The following is a 21333-nucleotide window of genomic DNA, read 5'->3' on the forward strand; positions in this document are numbered from 1 at the left end:
CCATGGCGATCCTTGCGCTCGACCATGTTCAGCTGGCGATGCCGGCGGGCCGCGAAGATGAGGCGCGCTCTTTCTATGGCGGCCTGCTCGGCTTTACGGAGCAGGCAAAGCCCGCCAATCTGGCCGCGCGTGGCGGGTGCTGGTTCAGCCGAGGTTCGATAAAACTGCATCTCGGCGTCGAGCAGGATTTCCGCCCGGCGAAGAAATCCCATCCGGCCTTTCTGGTCGATGATATGGCAACCTTGCGAAAAACACTTGAAACAGCAGGCTGCCATGTGGTTGAGGATGAGCCGCTTGAAGGGTATCACCGGTTTTATGTCCATGATCCCTTCGGAAACCGCATCGAAATGATGCAGCCGCTCGAACCGTGACGAAAAGTACCGTTCCATGCCCCTGATCGACATGCCGGAATTTTCCGGAGAGCTACTGGAAGAATTCGCCGCGCGCCGCACGAGCCGCGTGAACACGCCCGTCATCCAGCCCGCCGAACCGTTTCTGGATATGGCCGGCGAGGATTTGCGCCGCCGTATCTTCATGACGGAGAGCGAGACGGGCGAGAGCCTGTGCCTGCGCCCCGAATTCACCATCCCGGTCTGCCTGCGCCATATCGAAACGGCGACCGGCACGCCGAAGCGTTATTCCTATCTCGGCGAAGTCTTCCGCCAGCGCCGCGAAGGTGCCAACGAGTTTTATCAGGCCGGTATCGAGGATCTTGGCGATACCGATATCGCCGCCGCCGATGCCCGTGCTGTCATTGACGCCACCGGCATTCTGCAGCGCCTGCTGCCGGGCCGGTCGCTTGCCGTCACGCTGGGCGACCAGCAGGTGTTCGAGGCGGTGGTTGCCGCCCTCGGCCTGCCGCTTGGCTGGCAGAAGCGTCTGGTGCAGGCCTTCGGCGATATGGCGCAGCTCGACGCGTTGCTGGAAAGCCTTGTGCATCCCAAGCCGATGACGGGGCTGGACGCCCGCGTCGCCGGCCTTCTGGCAACGGGCGACGAGACGGTGCTGGTCGATTATCTCGATACGGTGATGCAGGAAACCGGCTATTCCACCAATGCCAGCCGCGCGCCGCAGGAAATCGCCCGCCGCCTGCGGGAAAAACTGGCGCTTGCCGCCACGCGCCTGCCGGATGAAAGCTTCGCGCTGCTCAAGCAGTTCCTGGCCCTGAAGGCGCCGTTGCCGCAGGCATCGCAGGTTCTGGCGGATTTTGCCGCAAAGGCGAAGTTGAAACTGGATGGCGCGCTGTCCGCTTTCGACAAACGTGTCGCAGCGCTTGCCAATGCCGGTGTTGATCTCGAAACCGTCACCTATGGCGCGGCCTTCGGTCGTCCGCTCGATTATTACACCGGCCTCGTTTTCGAGGTGGTGGAAGCGGGTGGAGACAGTGTGCTGGCCGGTGGCGGCCGTTTCGACCGGCTGCTGACCCTGCTCGGCGCACAGGAAAAAATCCCGGCCGTGGGCTTCTCGCTCTGGCTGGATCGCATCGAAGCGGTGCGCAGGAGCGACAAGCCATGATCACCATCGCATTGCCCTCCAAGGGCCGGATGAAGGAAGACGCCTCCGCCGTTCTGGAACGCGCCGGGCTGAAAGTCGCGGCTGTCGGCAATGACCGCTCCTATCGCGGCCGCATCGAAGGGCGCGACGATATCGAGATCGCTTATCTGTCGGCCTCCGAGATCGCCCGCGAGATCGGCGCCGGTACGGTGGATTTCGGCGTGACGGGAGAGGACCTCGTGCGCGAGGGACTGACCAACGCCGATGCGCAGGTGGAGTTCTGCGCCCGCCTCGGTTTCGGCCATGCGGATGTCGTGGTCGCCGTGCCGGAAATCTGGCTGGATGTGGACAGCATGGCCGATCTCGGCGATGTCGCTTCGGAATTCCGCGCCCGCCATGGCCGCAGGCTCGCCATCGCCACCAAATATTGGCGGCTGACTCAGCAGTTCTTTTCGCGCCAGCACGGCATTCAGCTTTATCGCATCGTTGAGAGCCTTGGCGCGACCGAGGGTGCGCCGGCAGCGGGGCAGGCGGATATCATCGTCGATATCACCTCGACCGGCTCGACGCTGAAGGCCAACCACCTGAAAATCCTCTCGGACGGCATCATCGTCCGTTCGGAAGCCTGCTTCGTGCGCGCCCGCAAGCCGGAACACGAAGGCGATGCGGCGGTTCAGGAGATCGCCTCGCGCATCAGGGCTGCGGTCTGACGACGTAAAACAAAAAGCCGCCGGAGCGATCCGGCGGCTTTTTTATTGGTCGATCCATTTGGCTTATGCGTGGGCCACAGCCGCGCCGCGTCTTGCGTCGACGGAGTAGGCGCCGGGGCCGAAGGCGGCAAGCAGGATGTAAGCGCCGGCAAGGGTGATGTTCTTCACCATCATGATGCCGTTCAGCGTGTTGATCCAGCCAAGAGCCGGCTCAGGCCAGCCGGGAACGGCAACGGTGCCGCTGTGGAACACCAGACCGGTGAAGACGCAGAAGACGGCAAGCGCCCAGGCAGCGATTTTAGTCTGGAAACCAGCGAGAATGGCCAGACCGGCAACGAGTTCGAACAGGCCTGCGATATAGGCAAGGGCGGTTGCGGCGGGCAGGCCGGCGCCCGTGATCATGCCGGCCGTGCCGGCCGGATCGACGAGCTTGCTGAAGCCCGAGGTGATGAAGATGAAGGAAAGCAGAATACGGGCGATGAGAACGAGAACGTTCTGGCTGCTGGACATGGATATCTCCGGTAAATAGTCGGCGTGTCGCCGGTTGAACTGCAATGTCTGGAGATATCAATGACCGAAAATCATCCGCCCATAAAGATGAACAATAGAAGACAAATCGTCTTCATTTTGTGAACGGTGCTGAGCGTCTGTCCCGCTATGTTCAGGCGGCGAAGCGAATATCCTCAAAGCGCGGAAACAGGAAAAGCCCTGATATGCGCCCTTGCTGCCCGTCTTCGAAGCCGGAAGATTCACCCATGCAGATGACCGGCTGCCGCATCGCCGGCAAGATGGAGAGGCCGGTTGAAAAACAGAAACGTGAAGGTGCGGTGGAGACCTGCTCGAAAAGTTCCAGAACGCGGGCGTGGTCAGCGCGGTCGTAACAGCGGACAAGGCTGAGCAATCCGCACTCGCCCGGCGGCAGGCCGTGCATGAACGATGCGTGTTCGCCGAGCCGGATGACGCCACTGGAAAGATCGCTGCTCCACTCCTCCGACATGAAGAAATGCGACAGGGTCCGGGGATCGGGCGCGGTTGTTACCGCCGCAGGCAGAGCATCGTTGCGTCTTGATATTTCAAACAAATCGCGCCCCCGCATGAACACGTGCCAGCGCCGCCACTTCAAGCGCCACTGCCAGGTTGAACCTTTACCGCCACCCGCAGTCGAACGTGTTTGCCAGGCATCGAAACCCCTTCAATGCTGGCCGCCCCGTCGCGGAACCCTTACGGGGGGTGACTTATAGTTTATTTTCCCCTACCTACAACAACCAGCCAGTGAGAAAATCAAAAATATTATGTATTTCTTCTTCAAAATCGCGAGACATGCGAAAAAGCACAACTAAATAGCGCACTTATAAGCCGATCCGAGTGGAAATCGGCCCCGTATGGGGCGGTGATTCGCTCTTGAATGTGCCCCATTATTGCATAGGGCTGCAAAAAATAGCCGGATAAAATCATGCCTGTTCCAAAACGGGACAATACACGAACCTTTCCGCTTTCGGCCTTCAGAATTGTGCAACCTGTTGATTTCATGAGGCATCTCTCGCGAGAGCGCCGGCGTCATCCTTGGACCTGTCCCACTGCCGTCCGATTTAAATTCCGGACGGCCGGCAGCCTTTTTAAAGACAGTAGTGGAGGGTCAACATTCCCTCGACGTCATCCTCGGGCCTGTGCCGAGGATCTAATCACGTCGAATAAAATCAATCGGTTGCAGATCCTCGGGACAGGCCCGAGGATGACGTCGGCGTGATTGGCTTTGGCACGGCATACCCGAAAATAATAGAACCAATGACACATGACTTCTTCGAGAAATTTAAACCGGACAGCAATGGGCCTGTCCCAAGGATGACGCCGATAAGATGTGCCGCCTTCCGTCAATCACACAGGCACGACAAAGAAAAAGGGCGGTCCGAAGACCGCCCTTTCTTAATTCCGGTGACAGGACTGATTAGAAGTCCATGCCGCCCATGCCGCCGCCCGGCATTGCCGGCATCGGAGCGTCCTTCTTCGGAAGCTCGGCGATCATGGCTTCGGTGGTGATCAGCAGCGAAGCAACCGAAGCTGCGTTCTGCAGAGCCGTACGAACAACCTTGACCGGGTCGACGATGCCGAGCTGGATCAGGTCGCCATATTCGCCGGTCTGGGCGTTGTAGCCGTAGTTGTCTTCGTTCTTCTCGAGGATCTTGCCGACAACGATGGAAGCTTCGTCACCTGCGTTGTCTGCGATCTGGCGAACCAGAGCCTGCAGAGCGCGGCGGATGATGTTGATACCGGCTTCCTGGTCGTCGTTTTCACCCTTTGCGGTGATCTTCGTGGACGAACGCAGCAGGGCAACGCCGCCGCCCGGTACGATGCCTTCCTGAACGGCAGCGCGCGTCGCGTTGAGAGCGTCGTCGATGCGGTCCTTCTTTTCCTTCACTTCGACTTCCGTCGAACCGCCGACGCGGATAACGGCAACGCCGCCAGCGAGCTTGGCAAGACGTTCCTGCAGCTTTTCGCGGTCGTAGTCGGAGGTGGTTTCTTCGATCTGGGCCTTGATCTGGGCAACACGACCTTCGATGTCGGACTTCTGGCCGGCGCCGTCAACGATCGTGGTGTTTTCCTTGGAGATCGAAACCTTCTTCGACTTGCCGAGCATGTCGAGGGTAACGTTTTCGAGCTTGATGCCGAGGTCTTCGGAAATGACGGTACCACCGGTCAGGATGGCGATGTCTTCCAGCATGGCCTTGCGGCGGTCGCCGAAGCCAGGAGCCTTGACGGCAGCGATCTTGAGGCCGCCACGCAGCTTGTTGACGACGAGCGTTGCAAGAGCTTCGCCTTCGACGTCTTCAGCGATGATGACGAGCGGCTTGCCGGTCTGAACGACGGCTTCGAGAACCGGCAGCATGGCCTGAAGGTTCGAGAGCTTCTTTTCGTGCAGGAGGATGTATGCGTCTTCGAGGTCCGCAACCATCTTTTCCGGGTTGGTCACGAAGTAGGGCGACAGGTAGCCGCGGTCGAACTGCATGCCTTCGACGACTTCGAGTTCGGTTTCGGCGGTCTTGGCTTCTTCGACGGTGATGACGCCTTCGTTGCCGACCTTCTGCATTGCTTCAGCAATGTCGAGACCGATCTGACGCTCGCCGTTTGCGGAGATCGTGCCGACCTGCGCAACTTCTTCAGACGTGTTGATCTTCTTGGCCTTGGCCTGAAGGTCCTTGACGACTTCAGCAACGGCCAGATCGATACCGCGCTTCAGGTCCATCGGGTTCATGCCGGCAGCAACTGCCTTGGAACCTTCGCGAACGATGGCCTGGGCCAGAACGGTCGCGGTGGTGGTGCCGTCACCGGCGATGTCGTTGGTCTTGGAGGCAACTTCGCGAACGAGCTGTGCGCCCATGTTCTCGAACTTGTCTTCCAGTTCGATTTCCTTGGCGACGGAAACGCCGTCCTTGGTGATGCGCGGAGCGCCGAAGGACTTGTCGATAACGACGTTACGACCCTTCGGGCCGAGGGTGACCTTTACTGCATCAGCAAGAACGTCGACGCCCTTGAGCATCTTTTCGCGTGCTGTGCGGCCGAATTTTACTTCTTTGGCTGCCATTTTCAAAACTCCTGGTTTCGAATGGCCGGATCGGGTCCGGCTTGGAATTTAAGGAAACGATGGGTCGACTGAAATCAGCCGATGATGCCCATGATGTCGGCTTCCTTCATGATCAGAAGGTCTTCGCCGTTGAGCTTGACTTCGGTGCCCGACCACTTGCCGAACAGAACGCGGTCGCCAACCTTGACGTCGAGAGCGACGACCTTGCCGGCCTCGTCACGTGCGCCGGAACCGACGGCGACGATTTCGCCTTCCTGCGGCTTTTCCTTGGCGGTATCGGGAATGATGATGCCGCCCTTGGTCTTTTCTTCGGACTCAACGCGACGAACGACGACGCGATCGTGAAGCGGGCGGAAATTGGTGCTTGTCATTGTCTAATCCCTCGATCAAATGACTGCGCGAGCTTTTGGAACTCGCCTGATGGGTGTTAGCACTCTCCTTTATCGAGTGCCAGCGGAACCGAGATAAGGAGGGCTTCTGCCGGAGTCAAGAACGCCCTGTCTGAAAAATTTCATGGCTTATGGTTATCAGCGTTCCATGACAGAAATTTCCCATGCGCGGACGGGCGCGGCGACGTCGTTCTTTTTGCCCGTTGCGGCCGCATCGCATCTAAGGGGCATTTGTGTTCATGCTGCGTCAGGCTGGCCAAAGACCGGTCTGGCGGCGCTTTTTTCCTTGCCATCGGCGTCCCGCTTTGCGATGTGACGCTCACCCTCTTCTCGCATCCGGAAAGCATCTCATGGCCCATCGCATTCTCACTCTCGGCGAAATCACGGCTGGGTTCGACGTTATTCTTTCGGATGTCTGGGGCGTGCTGCACAATGGCGTCAGCGCCTTTCCGGATGCGGCGGTTGCGTTGCGGGAAGCGCGCAAGGCCGGCAAGACGGTGGTGCTCATCACCAATTCGCCGCGTCCCGCTCCCGGCGTCATCGCCCAGCTTCGCGTTCTCGGCGTGCCGGATGAAGCCTATGACCGCATCATTACCTCTGGTGACGTTACCCGCGGCCTGATCGCGGAAGGTCCGAAAAAAGTCTTCCTGCTCGGCCCGGAGCGGGATCTGCCGCTGCTGGACGGTCTCGATGTCGAGCGCGTCGGCGAGGCGGAAGCGCAGTCCGTGGTCTGCACCGGCTTTTTCGATGACGAGACGGAAACGCCCGAGGATTATACCGAAATGCTCAAGGGCTTCATTGCCCGCAACGTGCCGATGATCTGCGCCAATCCCGATCTGGTGGTGGAGCGCGGCGAGCGCATCATTCCCTGCGCCGGCGCCATGGCCGCTTACTACGAACAGCTCGGCGGCGAGGTCCGCATTGCCGGCAAGCCGCATGCGCCGATCTATGAAGCCTGCCTTGCGGCGGCCAAAGAAGTGCGCGGCGCCTTCGCCAAGGATCGCGTGCTCGCCATCGGCGACGGCATGCCGACGGATGTGAAGGGCGCGATTGCGAGCGGTCTCAACCTTCTTTATATCAGCGGCGGCATTCACGCCGCCGAATATACGCTGAACGGCCAGACGGACGAGGCGCTTCTCAACGCCTATCTCAAGGGGCAGGGTGCTGCTCCCGGCTGGTGGATGCCCCGTCTCGCCTGAGGACGTCTTGCCTGAGGAATAGCTGGCGCAGGAATGGATCGATTGCCATGACCGTCTTTCACCGCAATGAAAAAAAGGAGCCGCTGCCGGAAGCTCTTCGCGGCGGCGTCATCGCCATCGGCAATTTCGACGGCGTGCATCGCGGCCACCGGGCTGTGCTGGATCGTGCCCTGGAACTGGCGGAAGCCCGCGGCGTTCCCGCGCTGGTGCTGACCTTCGAGCCGCATCCCCGTTCCGTCTTCCGTCCCGATACGCCGGTCTTTCGCCTCACGCCCGCGCCATTGAAGGCGCGCATCCTTGAGGCCATCGGTTTCCGCTCCGTCATCGAATATCCCTTCGACCGGGAATTTTCGCAGCGCTCGGCGGAGGAGTTCGTCCAGTCCATTCTGGTCGACTGGCTTCATGCCAGCGCTGTCGTCACCGGCTTCGATTTCCATTTCGGCAAGGGCCGCGAAGGCGGCCCGGCATTTCTGATGGAGGCCGGCAAACGCCATGGCTTCGACGTGACGCTGGTGGATGCCTTCCGCGACGAGGGCGCTGATGTCGTCTCCTCCAGCCGGATCCGCTCGCTTCTGTGCGAAGGCGATGTGGCTGGCGCCGCAGGCCTGCTCGGTTATCGCTTCACGGTGGAAAGCGAAGTCATCGGCGGCCAGAAGCTCGGCCGCACGCTGGGTTATCCTACCGCCAACATGGCGCTGGCGCCGGAAACGGAACTGAAGGCGGGCATCTATGCCGTGCGGTTCCGCCGCCCGGACGGTTCGATCCGCGATGGCGTGGCAAGCTTCGGTTACCGCCCGACCGTCACCGAAAACGGTGCGGCGCTGCTCGAAACATTCGTCTTCGATTTTTCCGGCGATCTTTATGGTGAGGTCTGTTCGGTCTCCTTCTTCGGGCACCTGCGCGACGAGCTGAAATTCGACGGTCTCGATCCGCTCGTCGCCCAGATCAGGCGCGATGAAGAAGAGGCGAGGGCGATGTTATCGGGCGTGCGCCCGCTCAGCGAACTGGACGCCAGGATCGCGTTCTGACCGGGTAAGGCCGGTCAGCCTCTGTTCCGGCCGATATTGCCGTCGCTTTTCTCTTCCTTTTTGCCGGAAAACCGCATAAACAACCGGCCATGTCCCAATACCGGTTGATGTTCAAAACTCAGATTGGCCGAATTATTGGCCCGGCCTTCCGCCCGCTCTGACGAGCCGGAAGGTCCGGGATTTTGGCGCTTGTCATGACTTTGGTCATGGCGCTTTCCGTATTTGCCCTCTTTGAAATTGAGACGGCGCGACCGACACGGCGCGCAACAACGGTACGATTATGAGCGACACCGCAGAAAAATTCGACTATTCCGCCACCCTCTATCTGCCGCAGACGGATTTTCCGATGCGCGCCGGCCTGCCGCAGAAGGAACCGGAAACGGTGAAACGCTGGCAGGAAATGGGCCTCTACAAACGCCTGCGCGCCTCCGCCGCCGGCCGCGAAAAATTCGTGCTGCATGACGGCCCGCCCTACGCCAACGGCAATATCCACATCGGCCATGCGCTGAACAAGATCCTGAAAGACGTCATCACCCGCTCGTTCCAGATGCGCGGTTACGACGCCAATTACGTTCCGGGCTGGGATTGCCACGGCCTGCCGATCGAATGGAAGATCGAGGAAGCCTATCGCGCCAAGGGCAAGAACAAGGACGAGGTTCCGGTCAACGAATTCCGCAAGGAATGCCGTGACTTTGCGGCTGGCTGGATCAAGGTTCAGTCAGAAGAGTTCAAACGCCTCGGCATCGAGGGCGACTTCGACAATCCCTACACCACGATGAACTTCCACGCCGAAGCCCGCATCGCCGGCGAACTGCTGAAGATCGCCCGCACCGGCCAGCTTTATCGTGGCTCGAAGCCCATCATGTGGTCGGTCGTCGAGCGCACGGCGCTGGCGGAAGCCGAAGTCGAATATGCCGATGTCGAGAGCGACATGATCTGGGTGAAGTTCCCGGTTGTGGAATACCATCTCGGTTTCAATCCCGATGATACCAATTCAGTCGAACGAAAAGATCTGCTTCGGGCTGATCTTTATAGTGCTTCCGTCGTCATCTGGACCACCACGCCGTGGACCATACCTGGCAACCGCGCCATCGCGTTTTCGTCGCGGGTCGAATATGGCCTCTACGAAGTCGAAAGCGCGCAGAACGATTTCGGTCCGCAGCCGGGCGAAAAGCTTATCTTCGCCAAGAAGCTCGCCGATGAGGCAGCCGCCAAGGCAAAGCTGACCTTCAAACTCGTTCGCGACGTGAAAACCGAAGAACTGGCCGCCATCACCTGCGCCCATCCTTTGGCGTCGCTTGGCTACGATTTCCCGGTCCCGCTTCTCGAAGGCGATCACGTCACCGACGATGCCGGTACGGGTTTCGTGCACACCGCGCCGAGCCATGGTCGCGAGGACTTTGACGTCTGGACCGCACATCAGCGCGAGCTGGAAGCGCGCGGCGTTTCGTCGGCCATCCCGTTCCCGGTTGGCGATGACGGTTTCTACACCGAAGACGCCCCCGGTTTCGGCCCGTCCGCCGAAGGCGGCGCTGCCCGCGTCATGGACGATAACGGCAAGAAGGGCGATGCCAATGACCGCGTCATCAAGGCGCTGATCGCGGAAAACAACCTGTTTGCCCGTGGCCGTCTGAAGCACAGCTATCCGCATAGCTGGCGCTCCAAGAAGCCGGTCATCTTCCGCAACACGCCGCAATGGTTCGTCTATATGGACAAGGAACTGGGCGACGGCACGACGCTGCGTTCGCGCTCGCTGAGCGCTATCGACGACACCCGCTTCGTTCCGGCTTCCGGCCAGAACCGGCTGCGCGCCATGATCGAAGGCCGGCCCGACTGGGTCCTGTCGCGCCAGCGCAGCTGGGGCGTGCCGATCGCCGTCTTCGCCGACGAGAAGGGTGAAGTCCTGATCGATGAGGCCGTCAACGCCCGCATCCTTGAGGCCTTCGAGGCCGAAGGTGCTGACGCCTGGTTCGCCGAAGGCGCCAAGGAGCGTTTCCTCGGCAATGACCACGACCATGCCCGTTGGCAGCAGGTCATGGACATTCTCGACGTCTGGTTCGACAGCGGCTGCACCCACACCTTCACGCTGGAAGACCGCCCGGACATGAAGTGGCCGGCGGATGTCTATCTGGAAGGTTCCGACCAGCATCGCGGCTGGTTCCATTCGTCGCTGCTCGAAAGCTGCGCGACGCGCGGCCGTGCGCCTTACAACGCCGTTGTCACCCATGGTTTCACCATGGATGAGAAGGGCGAGAAGATGTCGAAGTCCAAGGGCAACGTGGTTTCTCCCCAGGAAGTCATGAAGGACGCCGGCGCGGATATCCTGCGCCTGTGGGTCATGACCACGGATTATTGGGAAGACCAGCGCCTCGGCAAGGCCATCATCCAGACCAATGTCGATGCCTATCGCAAGCTGCGCAACACCATCCGCTGGATGCTCGGCACTCTTGCCCATTACAAGGGCGAGGAGATCGCCTATGACGATCTGCCGGAGCTGGAAAAGCTGGTGCTGCACCGCCTGTCCGATCTGGATAAGGTCGTGCGCGAAGGTTATGACGGTTTCGAGTTCAAGAAGATCGCCCGCGCGCTGGTGGATTTCGCCAATGTCGAGCTTTCGGCCTTCTATTTCGATATCCGCAAGGACACGCTTTATTGCGACGCGCCATCGTCGCTGAAGCGCCGGGCGGCCCTGTCGGTCATTGCGAAGCTGTTCGATTGCCTCGTCTCGTGGCTCGCGCCCATGCTGCCCTTCACGACGGAAGAAGCGTGGTTGTCACGTTATCCGGATGCGGAATCGGTGCATCTCGTCCAGTTCCCGGAAATCCCGGCCGAGTGGAAGAACGATGCGCTGGAAGCGAAATGGGAAAAGATCCGCAAGGTCCGCACGGTCGTCACCGGCGCGCTGGAAGTGGAACGCCGTGAAAAGCGCATCGGCTCTTCGCTTGAGGCAGCCCCTGTCGTACACATCGCCGACGCCGATCTTCTGGCGGCGCTGAAGGGGCAGGATTTCGCCGAAATCTGCATCACCTCCGCCATCTCGGTGGTTGGCGATGAAGGCCCGGCCGATGGCTTCCGCCTGCCGGAAGTGGCAAAGGTCGTGGTCGAGCAGAAGCTGGCGGAAGGTGCAAAATGCGCCCGTTCCTGGCGCATCACCACCGATGTCGGCTCCGATCCGGCCTATCCGGAGGTTTCCGCCCGCGATGCGGCCGCGCTGCGAGAGCTTGCAGCCCTCGGATGATCCGAAGCTGCGCATCGTTCCTGTCGAAACCCGATTCCGGGTTTCGGGCCGATGCGCGATGAAAATGACCGGATGAATTGCGCTTTGCCTCTTCATCCGGTACACCTGCCTGAAAATGGCCGGATTTGCACGGCAATGCGGGCTGCCGCCTGCCGAAAGACGATGTCTGGCGAAGTGGGACGGACGGCTGGAAGGGTTTCAATGAAGACGATGCAGGGTAATGCGCAGGGTTTGGGCATGTTTCGCACGGTTGTTGGCATCACGACGATAGGCGTGTTGCTCGGCGCGTGCACGAGCCCGACCTACGGCACAGGCAAGACGGCGGCGGAACAGCTTGTCGACGATCTTGGCAACGCGACCTCGATCACCGGCAATGACCAGGAAAAGCGCAACCTGAAATACAGCCCCCGTCCGGGCCTCGTCGTTCCCGCCCAGGCCCGCGCCGAACAGCTGGCAGAGCCGCAGCAGAACATGGCAAGCCGCGAAAACAATCCGCAATGGGTCGAATCGCCGGAAGAAACCCGCGAACGCCTGCGCGAAGAGGCGGATGCCAACAAGAACAACCCGCATTATCGCTCGCCGCTGCTCGCCGGCAACGGCACGGCCGGCCAGATGACCGAAACCCAGAAATGGGAAGCCTTCCGCAAGGCCAAGGCCGATGCCCAGGGCGGCTCCGTCGTCAACGCCCAGCGCAAGTTCCTCACCGATCCGCCGGCTGAATATCGCAGCGTTCCGCAGGATCAGCTGACCGATCTCGGCGAACCGGAGCAGAAGAAGGAAAAGCGCCGCAAGAAAGAAGCGGCCGTGGCAAATACCGGCAAGAGCTGGTGGAACCCCTTCCAGTAATAACGAATGGCTGATGGCTTGCGGGAAAGCTTGCGTCTCCCGCCGGTCGCTCAATCGTCGAGACGTTTCTCGCGAAAAAATTGCCGCAGGATTTCCGCACTTTCGCTTTCCGCCAGTCCCGAATAGACATCCGGCGCATGGTGGCATGTCGGCTGGCTGAAGAAACGCACACCACTCTCCACTGCGCCGCCCTTCGGGTCTCGCGCGCCGTAATAGAGCCGGCGGATACGGGCGAATGAAATCGCCGCCGCGCACATGGTGCAGGGCTCCAGTGTCACGTAGAGATCGGCGCCGGGCAGGCGTTCCTGCTCCAGCGCTTCGCAGGCCATGCGGATCACGGCGATTTCGGCGTGAGCCGTCACATCGTTCAATTCACGGGTGCGATTGCCGGAACGGGCAATGACGCGGCCGTCCATAACCAGTACCGCGCCGATCGGAACCTCCTGCCGCTTAGCCGCGGCACGGGCTTCCGAAAGCGCCAGCTCCATGAAATGCGTCCTTTCGGCCATTGCGTTTCAATTTCCTCTTAACCCTTGTGCTTGGACCTGATAGGACAGCCCAAACAACAGGCAAACAGCAAATGACTTTTAAAGACAAGCCGAAGCGTGACGGCGGCAAGACATTTAGCCGCGACAGGAAGCCGAAAGGCCCCGGCAAGCCCGCCGCAGAGCGCGAAAAGAAACCGACCGAGGCAAAGGCCGCCCCGGTGCCGGAAACCGTTGGCGCTTCCAAGCCCGAGCGCATTTCCAAGATCATGGCGCGCGCCGGTGTGGCCTCGCGCCGCGATGTCGAGCGCATGATCATGGAAGGCCGCGTGTCGCTGAACGGCGTCAAGCTGGATACGCCGGTGGTCAACGCCACGCTGTCCGACAAGATCGAAGTCGACGGCATGCCGATTCGCGGCGCCGAGCGCACGCGCCTGTGGCTTTACCACAAGCCCGCCGGTCTGGTGACGACCAATTCCGACCCGGAAGGCCGCCCGACCGTTTTCGACAATCTGCCCGGTGAACTGCCGCGCGTGCTCTCCATCGGCCGCCTCGATATCAATACCGAAGGCCTGCTGCTGCTCACCAACGATGGCGGACTTTCCCGCGTGCTGGAACTGCCGACCACCGGCTGGCTGCGCCGCTACCGCGTGCGCGCCCATGGCGAGGTCGATCAGGCCGCACTCGACAAGCTGAAGGAAGGCATTGCCGTCGACGGTGTGCTCTACGGCGCGATCGACGCCACGCTCGACCGCACCCAGGGTCACAATGTCTGGATCAGCATGGGCCTGCGTGAAGGCAAAAACCGCGAAATCAAGAACGTGCTCGGCGCGCTGGGTCTCGAGGTCAACCGCCTGATCCGCGTTTCCTACGGTCCGTTCCAGCTCGGCGATCTCGCTGAAGGCAAGGTGCTGGAAGTGCGCGGTCGCATGCTGCGCGACCAGCTCGGCCCGCGTCTGATCGAACAGGCCGGCGCGAATTTCGACGCGCCGATCTACAATGCGCCCGTTGAGGATGAAGAAGACGACGCGCCGAAGCGGCCCGTAAAATCCGAATGGGCGAAGAGCGATGCGCCGGAAGGCAAGCCGCGCTTCGAAAAGAGCGGCAAGTCCGAGGATCGTCGTGAAAAGGCGCTCGGAAGGCTCGACACCAAGCGCGGCGACAAGCCGGCTGGCAAGTTCGGCTCCAAGCCCGCCGGGAAATTTGGCGTCAAGGGCCGCAGCGAGGATGAAGGCGACGACCGCCGCCCACGCCAGGCCGCCGGCACCAGCCGCACGGCCAATGTCTGGATGGCGCCCGGTGCAAGGCCCACCCGTGACGGCAAGGAACGCAAGTCTTCCGCCCGCGCGGAAGCCGAAAACCTCTTCAAGAAGCCTTCCGCTCAGGACGAGGCGCGGCGCAACGTCGTGCGGCATGCCGATGCCGAGGGCGAGTGGATCCGTTCTGATTCCCCCCGCGAAGAAGAAGGTGGTCGCGGACGCGGCGACCGTCCGCGTGGCGAAAAGAGCTTCGGTGATCGCGGTGGACGCGGCGGAAAGCCGTTCGGCGACCGGCCATTCCGCGACAAGCCGCGTGAAGATGGGGACCGCCCGCGCAGCGACCGTCCACGCGGTGAAAAGAGCTTCGGTGACCGCCCGGTACGCGGCGGCAAACCTTTCGGCGACCGGCCGTTCCGTGACAAGCCGCGCGAAGAGGGTGACCGCCCGCGCAGCGACCGCCCACGTGGCGAAAAACCTTTCGGTGACCGTCCGTTCCGCGACCGGCCCCGTGAAGACGGTGACCGCCCACGCGGCGAGCGCCCGGCGGGAGACAAGCCCCGTGGCGGCAAGCCGGCCGGTAAATCCGGATTCGGCAAGCCATCTTTCGGAAAATCGGGCGAGCGTGGCGAACGTTCGGGTTTCTCAGGCAAGAGCAAAGGCCCCGGTGGTCCCGGCGGCGGCAAGCCGGGCGGCAAAGGCCCGGGTGGCAAACCTTCTGGAGGCAGGGGAATGACACGTAATGCGGATCGTAGGCGGTGAGTTCCGCGGCCGGACACTGGCCGCGCCGAAATCGAATTCCATTCGTCCGACCATCGACAGGACGCGGGAAAGCCTCTTCAATATTCTGAGCCATGCCTATCCGGAAAGTCTGGATGGCACGCGCGTTCTGGACGTTTTCGCCGGAACCGGTGCGGTCGGTCTGGAGGCGCTTTCGCGCGGCTGTCGCGTGGCGCTCTTCGTCGAAAACGGCGTGGAGGGCAGGGGGCTGCTCTGGGAAAATATCGATGCGCTGGGTCTGCATGGCCGCGCCCGTATCCTGCGGCGTGACGCCACCAAGCTCGGCGGCGTCAACAATATCGAGCCCTTCGATCTTCTCTTCGCCGATCCGCCCTATGGCTACGGCCATGGCGAGAAGGCTTTCGCGGCCGCCCATGGCGGCGGCTGGCTGAACCCCGGCGCGCTCGCCATCCTCGAAGAGCGCGGCGATGTGACGGTCAAGGTCGATCCGGTTTTCAAACCGCTCGAAAGCCGCATCTTCGGCGATACGAAAATGCATTTCTACCGTTACGAGCCCTAAAGCATTTCCAGGAAAAGTGGAGCCCGGTTTTCCGTCCGGAAATGCGACAGAACAAAGAGTTAGAGTGTTTTCGCGATTCGAAGAAAAGCGAAAATGCTCCAACAGGAGCGTTTACCGTCACGCCACGGTCTTGTCTTGTTTGCGCAATAGGCAGAGTCTTTGCCGTGGAAAGAATTTGGGTATTCGCATGGAGCAGGGTGTAAACGAGAGCATAACGATCGTCCGCGCCGGGGAAGAGGTTCTCGAAGGTGACGGTGCGGGGGGCCATGAGCCGACTTTCGGACTGGCCCTCGGCGGCGGCGGCGCACGCGGCATCTGCCACATCAACGTCATCGAGGCGCTGGACGAACTCGGTATCCGGCCCGTTGCGATTTCCGGTTCGTCCATCGGCTCCATCATCGGCGCGGGCATGGCGGCCGGCATGACCGGCCGGGAAATCCGTGAATACACGCTTGAACTGATGGGACGAAAAGGCTCGGTCGCCAACCGGCTCTGGAGCCTCGGCCCGGCATCGATGCGCCATGCGGTGGACGGTTTTCGCCTCGGGCAGTTCAACCTCGAACTCATCCTGCACGCCCTGATGCCGCAGGCTCTGCCGAAGGATTTTTCCGAGCTTGCCATTCCGCTCAAAGTGATAGCCACGGATTATTACGCCCAGACCGAGGTGGTGGTGGAACGCGGCGAGATCATCCAGGCGCTGGCCGCATCTGCCGCCATTCCCGCATTGTTCATGCCAGTGCGTATCGATGGCCGCATCATGATCGACGGCGGCATTTTTAATCCGGTGCCCTATGAGCATCTGCTGGACCGCGCCGATATCGTCATCGGCGTCGATGTCGTCGGCGGCCCGGAAGGCGACGGAACCACCATGCCGAACCGGCTGGACAGCCTGTTCGGCGCCAGCCAGCTGATGATGCAGGCGGCGATTGCCCTGAAACTGCGGTTACGCCCGCCGCATATTTTCCTGCGCCCGCCCGTGCACCGTTTCGGTGTGCTGGATTTCCTGAAGTCCGAAGAGGTGCTGAACGCATCGGCCGGCATCAAGGACGATCTGAAACGGCAGATCGACATGCAGGTGGAACTGTTTCACCGCGGGCAGGGTGTGGAGGCGTGACAAGTGAGGCGAGTTTTCTTCTCCCCAATGGGGAGAATGTGGCCCGAAGGGCCGGATGAGGGGGGTACCCTCTCCGAATATCGCTACCCTTGCCCCCTCATCCCGCTGCCGCGGACTTCTCCCCGGCGGGGAGAAGAAACAAGCGGTGCGCCCCCAGTCACTAAGTTGAACTCAATTCACAGCGAAACTTCCGTCTCGCTGTCCTCCGCATCCTCTTCTTCTTCTTCTTCTTCCCACTTTTCCGCCTTGGTCTTCGGCTTCATCAGCGGTTCGGGCTTCACCTCGCGCACCGGCTTGTTGTGCAGCATCTGCCGGCCGGCGGCGAGGCCTTCCACGGCCTGTAGCTGCAACCGCTCCTCGTCGCGTTCGCGAATGTCGTCGGCAATCGCCAGCGCCCTTTCACCGTCCATATCCAGCCCCTCCAGAATGCGCCTGCCGAACAGCAGGCCCGATTCCAGCGTCTCGCGGATTTCATATTCCACGCCCTTTTTCCTGAGGTCGAGGGAATGCACGCGATCATAGGAGCGGGCATAGATGCGCACGCTCGGAAATTCCGACTGGATCATGTCGATGATACGGTCGGTCACCTCCTTTTTGTGGGTGCAGACCGCAACGAGATCGGCCCGCTCGATGCCGGCGGCGATCAGCACGTCCTTGCGGGTGCCATCGCCGAAAAAGATGCGGAAGCCGAAACGGGCGGCCTGGCGCACACGGTCGGCCGAGCTGTCGATGACGGTCACGTCGCGCCCGCCAGCGAGCAGGATTTGCGAGGCGATCTGGCCGAAGCGGGAAAAACCGATCATCAGCACATCCGCACCCGCCCCGTCGAAATCCTCTTCCAGCTTGTCCTCTTCCGCATCCTCCGCCGTCAGCCGGCGTGAAATCACCGCCAGAAGCGGCGTCAGCGCCATGGAAAGCGTGACGACGGCAACGAGGATCGAGGCCGTCGCCTGCGGAAACAGCCCGGAGGCGGCAGCCGTGGTGAAGAGCACGAAGCCGAATTCCCCGCCCTGCGCCAGCAGCAGCGCGATGCGGCTCGATGCATAACGCGACGAGCCGGCGATGCGGCAAAGACCATAGATCAGCGCCGCCTTCACCGCCATCATCGCCGGCACGGCGATCAGGATGAGCAGAATATGCTCATAGACGATATGAATATGCAGCGACATGCCGACCGCCATGAAGAACAGCGCCAGAAACAGGCCGCGAAACGGCTCGATATCGGCTTCCAGCTCGTGCCGATAGGAGGATTCCGACAGCATCAGCCCCGCCAGCAGCGCCCCCATGCCCATCGACAAGCCCACCGCCTCCATGATGGCGGCGGCGCCGATGACAACGAAGAGGGCGGCGGCGATCATCACCTCCCTCGCACCGGTGCGGGCTATGATCTGGAACATCGGCGTCAGAAGATATCGCCCGGCGAGCACCATGCCCGCCACGGCAACGACGGAGGCGATGAGATCGGACACCATCGAATCCGTCGGCACATCCGGCCGGTTGGAAAGAATGGTGACGAGGGCGAGAAGCGGCACGATGGCGAGGTCCTGAAACAGCAGGATCGAAAAGGACCGGTTGCCGTGCCGCGTATTCATGTCGCCGTCATCGGCAAGGATTTGCAGCGCAAAGGCGGTGGAGGAAAGCGCAAGGCCGAAACCGGCGACGAGGCTGCCGCGCCAGTCGATCAGCCCCGCCCACCAGGCAATCGCCGCCAGCACGCTGCCCGTCACCAGCACCTGCGCCATCCCCAGTCCTAAAATATCGCGCCGCATCTGCCAGATGCGCGACGGCTTCAGTTCGAGACCGATGATGAAGAGCAGGAAAACCACGCCGAGTTCCGAGACGTTGAAGATGTCCTTCGCATCTGTGACCAGATGCAGGAACGGCCCGATGATGATGCCCGCCACCAGATAACCGAGCACGGTGCCAAGCCCGAGCTTGCGGAAAACCGAGGCCGCGATGACCGCGCCGGCCAGAAGCAGCAGGGGTTCGGAAAAGAGAGCGTCGTGCTCGGTCATGCGGGCGGACTTTCGAATAGGTTGGCGACAATACCGTCCGAATGGAGAAAGCGGCGTTTCGCCCTTGATGCGGGGTTGCTGGCACAATAAATGGAACAGGAATGAAAGGCCAACTCATGTCCTCAGAAATAGATTCTTCCAAACTTCTCGATCGCGCCAGCCAGCTTGTCGATCTTGCCCGCGCCGCCGGTGCGGATGAGGCGGATGCCGTTGTCGTTCGCTCCCGCTCGCAATCGGTCGGCGTACGGCTCGGCAAGGTGGAAAGCACCGAATCCTCCGAAAGCGACGATTTTTCCCTGCGCGTCTTCGTTGGCCGACGGGTGGCGAGCGTTTCGGCCAATCCGGGTTTCGACCTGAAGACCTTGGCGGAGCGGGCCGTGGCCATGGCGAAGGTTTCGCCGGAAGACCCCTTTGCCTGCCTTGCGGACAAGGAACGGTTGGCCACTTCCTATGACGATCTCGAGCTTTTCGATGCGACGGACGTGTCGGCGGATCAGCTGCGTGAGGCGGCCCTTGCCTCGGAAGAGGCGGCACTTGCGGTCAAGGGCGTCAGCAATTCCTCCGGCGCCGGCGCATCGAGCGGCATGGGCGGCCTCGTGCTTGCCACATCCCACGGTTTTTCCGGCAGCTATATGGGCAGCCGCTTCAGCCGTTCCGTCAGCGTCATTGCCGGCGAAGGCACGAAGATGGAGCGCGACTACGATTTCGACAGCCGCCTTTATTATGCCGATCTCGATGCCGCCGAAGAAATCGGCCGCCGCGCCGGTGAAAAAGTCGTGCGCCGCGTCGGTCCGCGTCAGGTCGATACCGGCAGCAACATTACCGTGGTTTTCGATCCACGCATCGCCCGCGGTTTTGTCGGCGCGATTGCCGGCGCCATCAACGGCGCTTCGGTTGCTCGCAAGACCAGCTTCCTGCGCGATAAAATGGGCCAGCAGGTTCTGAAAAAGGGCCTTTATCTCACCGACGATCCGCAGATCGTGCGCGGCCCGTCCTCGCGTCCCTTCGATGGCGAGGGCGTGCGCGGCGAGAAGATGACGATGATCGAGGACGGTGTTCTCAAGCACTGGTTCCTGTCCACCTCGGCCGCGCGGGAACTCGGCCTTGAAACCAACGGTCGCGGCGTGCGCGGCGGCACGGCGGTTTCGCCGGCTTCCACCAATCTGGCGCTGGAGCCGGGCGATCTCTCGCCGGATGACCTGCTGAGACAGGTCGGAACCGGCTTTTACGTCACCGAGCTGATCGGCCACGGCGCCAATATGATCACGGGTGAATATAGCTGCGGGGCGAGCGGTTTCTGGATCGAGAATGGTGAAAAGACCTTCGCGGTTTCCGAGGTCACCATCGCCTCGAACCTGAAGGACATGTTCATGCGGGTCACGCCGGCTAACGATATCGATCGCAAATACGGCGTCGCGGCCCCGACGCTCGCCATTGAAGGCATGACGATCGCGGGCAAGTGAGACGGCCTGCGGGTTGTTTTCGCCGGCACTTTGTGTGCAAGTGCGAAAAGAAAAACGGGCGCGCCGTGTGAGGCGCGCGGAAAAGACGGCAAAATGAACGATATGGCTGAGGCCCGCTGGGCCTCTGATCTGAGGCTGGTCCTCGAAGCCGCCCGCAAGGCGGGCGAGACGGCCCTCGGTTTCTTCCGCAAGGATCCCGAGGTCTGGTGGAAGAATGGCGGACTTTCGCCGGTCAGTGCGGCCGACTACGCCGCCAATGAAATCCTCGAAACCATCCTGCGCTCCGCCCGGCCGGATTACGGCTGGCTTTCCGAAGAGACGGATGACGATACGGACAGGCTTTCCCGCTCCACCGTCTTCGTCGTCGATCCCATCGATGGCACCCGCGCCTTCATCGGCGGCCGGGATACCTGGTGCGTCAGCGTCGCGGTGGTGCACGAGGGGCGGCCGGTGGTCGCGGCCCTTGTCGCCCCGGCGCTTGCCGAGGAGTTCACCGCATTTGAAGGCGGCGAAGCGCTGAAAAACGGGGCGCCCGTTTCTGTCGCGCGCGAAAACGCCGGCATCTTCCATCTGGCGGCGCCTGAAGACGTGATCGCGCATCTGCCGGAAGAGGTGCGGGGCGGCGTCAAGCGCATTCCGCACGTGCCCTCGCTCGCCTACCGGCTGGCCATGGTGGCGGATGGCCGCATCGACGGAACGCTGGTCAAGGCCAACTCGCACGAGTGGGATCTCGCCGCCGCCGACCTCATTCTGGAGAAGGCCGGCGGCCGGCTGGTCGGGCTCGATGGAAAACCTCTGATGTATAATCGCCAGCAGGTGAACCACCCCGCATTGTGCGCCGCAGCAGATTATGCGCTGCCTGCACTTTTGAAAGCGTTTTCACATCTGTCTGACAGTTGACGTTTGCCGGGAAATCCCGCAGATGAATGCCTCTCTCAGAGTTTAAGAAAGAGACAAAGACATGACGGAATCTGGCAAACAGAAACAGCTGCTGCACCTCGTATTCGGCGGCGAACTGGAAAACCTTCAGGATGTTCAGTTCCGGGATTTGAAGGCGCTCGATATCGTCGGTATCTATCCGGACTATGCTTCCGCGCTCACCGCATGGAAGTCCAAGGCGCAAATGACTGTCGATAACGCCCATATGCGTTATTTTATCGTGCATATGCACCGTCTTCTCAATCCGGACGACAAAATTTGAGTCCTTTTGCCCTTG

The 21333-nt window shown here is 61.3% G+C and carries 19 protein-coding genes; 13 read left to right on the forward strand and 6 right to left on the reverse strand.

Annotated features, from left to right (window positions below; genetic code table 11):
• The first annotated feature begins 2 nt into the window (after positions 1–2).
• The 3 genes from I3J13_RS16535 to hisG are packed head-to-tail and all read left to right on the forward strand — an operon-like array spanning position 3 to position 2204.
• Positions 3–371, forward strand: coding sequence for a VOC family protein (locus tag I3J13_RS16535; RefSeq protein WP_196379486.1), 369 nt, complete (start codon positions 3–5; stop codon positions 369–371).
• Positions 372–387: 16 nt separating this feature from the next.
• The gene (locus I3J13_RS16540) at positions 388–1515 is read left to right on the forward strand and encodes an ATP phosphoribosyltransferase regulatory subunit (RefSeq protein ID WP_196379487.1); all 1128 of its coding nucleotides are present in this window, start codon (positions 388–390) and stop codon (positions 1513–1515) included.
• On the forward strand, positions 1512–2204 hold the full coding sequence (gene hisG / locus I3J13_RS16545; RefSeq protein ID WP_020812640.1) for an ATP phosphoribosyltransferase: 693 nt from the start codon (positions 1512–1514) through the stop codon (positions 2202–2204). Before I3J13_RS16540 ends, hisG begins: the two co-directional genes overlap by 4 nt.
• Before the next feature lie 63 nt (positions 2205–2267).
• On the opposite strand, the gene I3J13_RS16550 is transcribed toward hisG, so the two are convergent.
• The 4 genes from I3J13_RS16550 to groES form a co-directional block, all read right to left on the reverse strand.
• Positions 2268–2714 carry a DoxX family protein gene (locus I3J13_RS16550; protein WP_196379488.1) on the reverse strand — a complete coding sequence of 149 codons (447 nt, stop codon included), beginning with the start codon at positions 2712–2714 and terminating at the stop codon, positions 2268–2270.
• Positions 2715–2865: 151 nt separating this feature from the next.
• Complete coding sequence (locus tag I3J13_RS16555; RefSeq protein ID WP_020812638.1) at positions 2866–3300, reverse strand: hypothetical protein; 435 nt, start codon at positions 3298–3300, stop codon at positions 2866–2868.
• Positions 3301–4149: 849 nt separating this feature from the next.
• Complete coding sequence (gene groL / locus I3J13_RS16560; RefSeq protein ID WP_063947704.1) at positions 4150–5784, reverse strand: chaperonin GroEL; 1635 nt, start codon at positions 5782–5784, stop codon at positions 4150–4152.
• Between the two features lie 74 nt (positions 5785–5858).
• A complete protein-coding gene (gene groES / locus I3J13_RS16565) occupies positions 5859–6155 on the reverse strand; it encodes a co-chaperone GroES (RefSeq protein WP_004440196.1) in 297 nt (98 codons plus the stop codon).
• A gap of 368 nt (positions 6156–6523) precedes the next feature.
• Here groES and I3J13_RS16570 point away from each other — a divergent pair, with 368 nt between their 5' ends.
• The 4 genes from I3J13_RS16570 to I3J13_RS16585 all read left to right on the forward strand — a co-directional run bounded on the left by I3J13_RS16570 (position 6524) and on the right by I3J13_RS16585 (position 12484).
• Entirely contained in the window at positions 6524–7372 is an 849-nt protein-coding gene (locus I3J13_RS16570; RefSeq protein WP_059760748.1) for a TIGR01459 family HAD-type hydrolase, read from the forward strand.
• 47 nt (positions 7373–7419) lie between these two features.
• Complete coding sequence (locus I3J13_RS16575) at positions 7420–8400, forward strand: bifunctional riboflavin kinase/FAD synthetase (protein WP_080852603.1); 981 nt, start codon at positions 7420–7422, stop codon at positions 8398–8400.
• A gap of 280 nt (positions 8401–8680) precedes the next feature.
• Positions 8681–11638, forward strand: coding sequence for an isoleucine--tRNA ligase (ileS, locus tag I3J13_RS16580; RefSeq protein ID WP_196379489.1), 2958 nt, complete (start codon positions 8681–8683; stop codon positions 11636–11638).
• Between the two features lie 201 nt (positions 11639–11839).
• Complete coding sequence (locus I3J13_RS16585; RefSeq protein WP_020811782.1) at positions 11840–12484, forward strand: hypothetical protein; 645 nt, start codon at positions 11840–11842, stop codon at positions 12482–12484.
• A gap of 50 nt (positions 12485–12534) precedes the next feature.
• Here the strand turns inward: I3J13_RS16585 and I3J13_RS16590 are convergent, their stop codons facing one another.
• Complete coding sequence (locus I3J13_RS16590) at positions 12535–12993, reverse strand: nucleoside deaminase (RefSeq protein WP_059760756.1); 459 nt, start codon at positions 12991–12993, stop codon at positions 12535–12537.
• A 71-nt stretch (positions 12994–13064) separates the two neighbouring features.
• On the opposite strand from I3J13_RS16590, the gene I3J13_RS16595 reads away from it, so the two are divergent.
• The 3 genes from I3J13_RS16595 to I3J13_RS16605 all read left to right on the forward strand — a co-directional run bounded on the left by I3J13_RS16595 (position 13065) and on the right by I3J13_RS16605 (position 16639).
• Positions 13065–14987: a pseudouridine synthase gene (locus I3J13_RS16595; RefSeq protein ID WP_196379490.1), complete on the forward strand. Its 1923-nt coding sequence runs from the start codon at positions 13065–13067 to the stop codon at positions 14985–14987.
• The gene (gene rsmD, locus I3J13_RS16600; protein ID WP_003522938.1) at positions 14968–15525 is read left to right on the forward strand and encodes a 16S rRNA (guanine(966)-N(2))-methyltransferase RsmD; all 558 of its coding nucleotides are present in this window, start codon (positions 14968–14970) and stop codon (positions 15523–15525) included. The genes I3J13_RS16595 and rsmD overlap by 20 nt, the downstream gene beginning before the upstream one ends.
• Positions 15526–15712: 187 nt before the next feature.
• Positions 15713–16639 carry a patatin-like phospholipase family protein gene (locus tag I3J13_RS16605; protein ID WP_196379491.1) on the forward strand — a complete coding sequence of 309 codons (927 nt, stop codon included), beginning with the start codon at positions 15713–15715 and terminating at the stop codon, positions 16637–16639.
• A 176-nt stretch (positions 16640–16815) separates the two neighbouring features.
• Here the strand turns inward: I3J13_RS16605 and I3J13_RS16610 are convergent, their stop codons facing one another.
• Complete coding sequence (locus tag I3J13_RS16610; RefSeq protein ID WP_196379492.1) at positions 16816–18654, reverse strand: monovalent cation:proton antiporter-2 (CPA2) family protein; 1839 nt, start codon at positions 18652–18654, stop codon at positions 16816–16818.
• Positions 18655–18770: 116 nt separating this feature from the next.
• Between I3J13_RS16610 and I3J13_RS16615 the strand changes: the two genes are divergently transcribed.
• The 3 genes from I3J13_RS16615 (at position 18771) to I3J13_RS16625 (ending at position 21318) form a co-directional block, all read left to right on the forward strand.
• Entirely contained in the window at positions 18771–20117 is a 1347-nt protein-coding gene (locus I3J13_RS16615) for a TldD/PmbA family protein (protein WP_196379493.1), read from the forward strand.
• A 93-nt stretch (positions 20118–20210) separates the two neighbouring features.
• Positions 20211–21017, forward strand: a complete 807-nt coding sequence (locus I3J13_RS16620) for a 3'(2'),5'-bisphosphate nucleotidase CysQ (RefSeq protein ID WP_196379494.1) — start codon at positions 20211–20213, stop codon at positions 21015–21017.
• 61 nt (positions 21018–21078) lie between these two features.
• The gene (locus tag I3J13_RS16625; RefSeq protein WP_003521023.1) at positions 21079–21318 is read left to right on the forward strand and encodes a DUF4170 domain-containing protein; all 240 of its coding nucleotides are present in this window, start codon (positions 21079–21081) and stop codon (positions 21316–21318) included.
• The last annotated feature ends 15 nt before the right edge of the window (positions 21319–21333 follow it).

This window comes from Agrobacterium leguminum (genome assembly GCF_015704895.1).
GTDB lineage: Bacteria > Pseudomonadota > Alphaproteobacteria > Rhizobiales > Rhizobiaceae > Agrobacterium > Agrobacterium leguminum.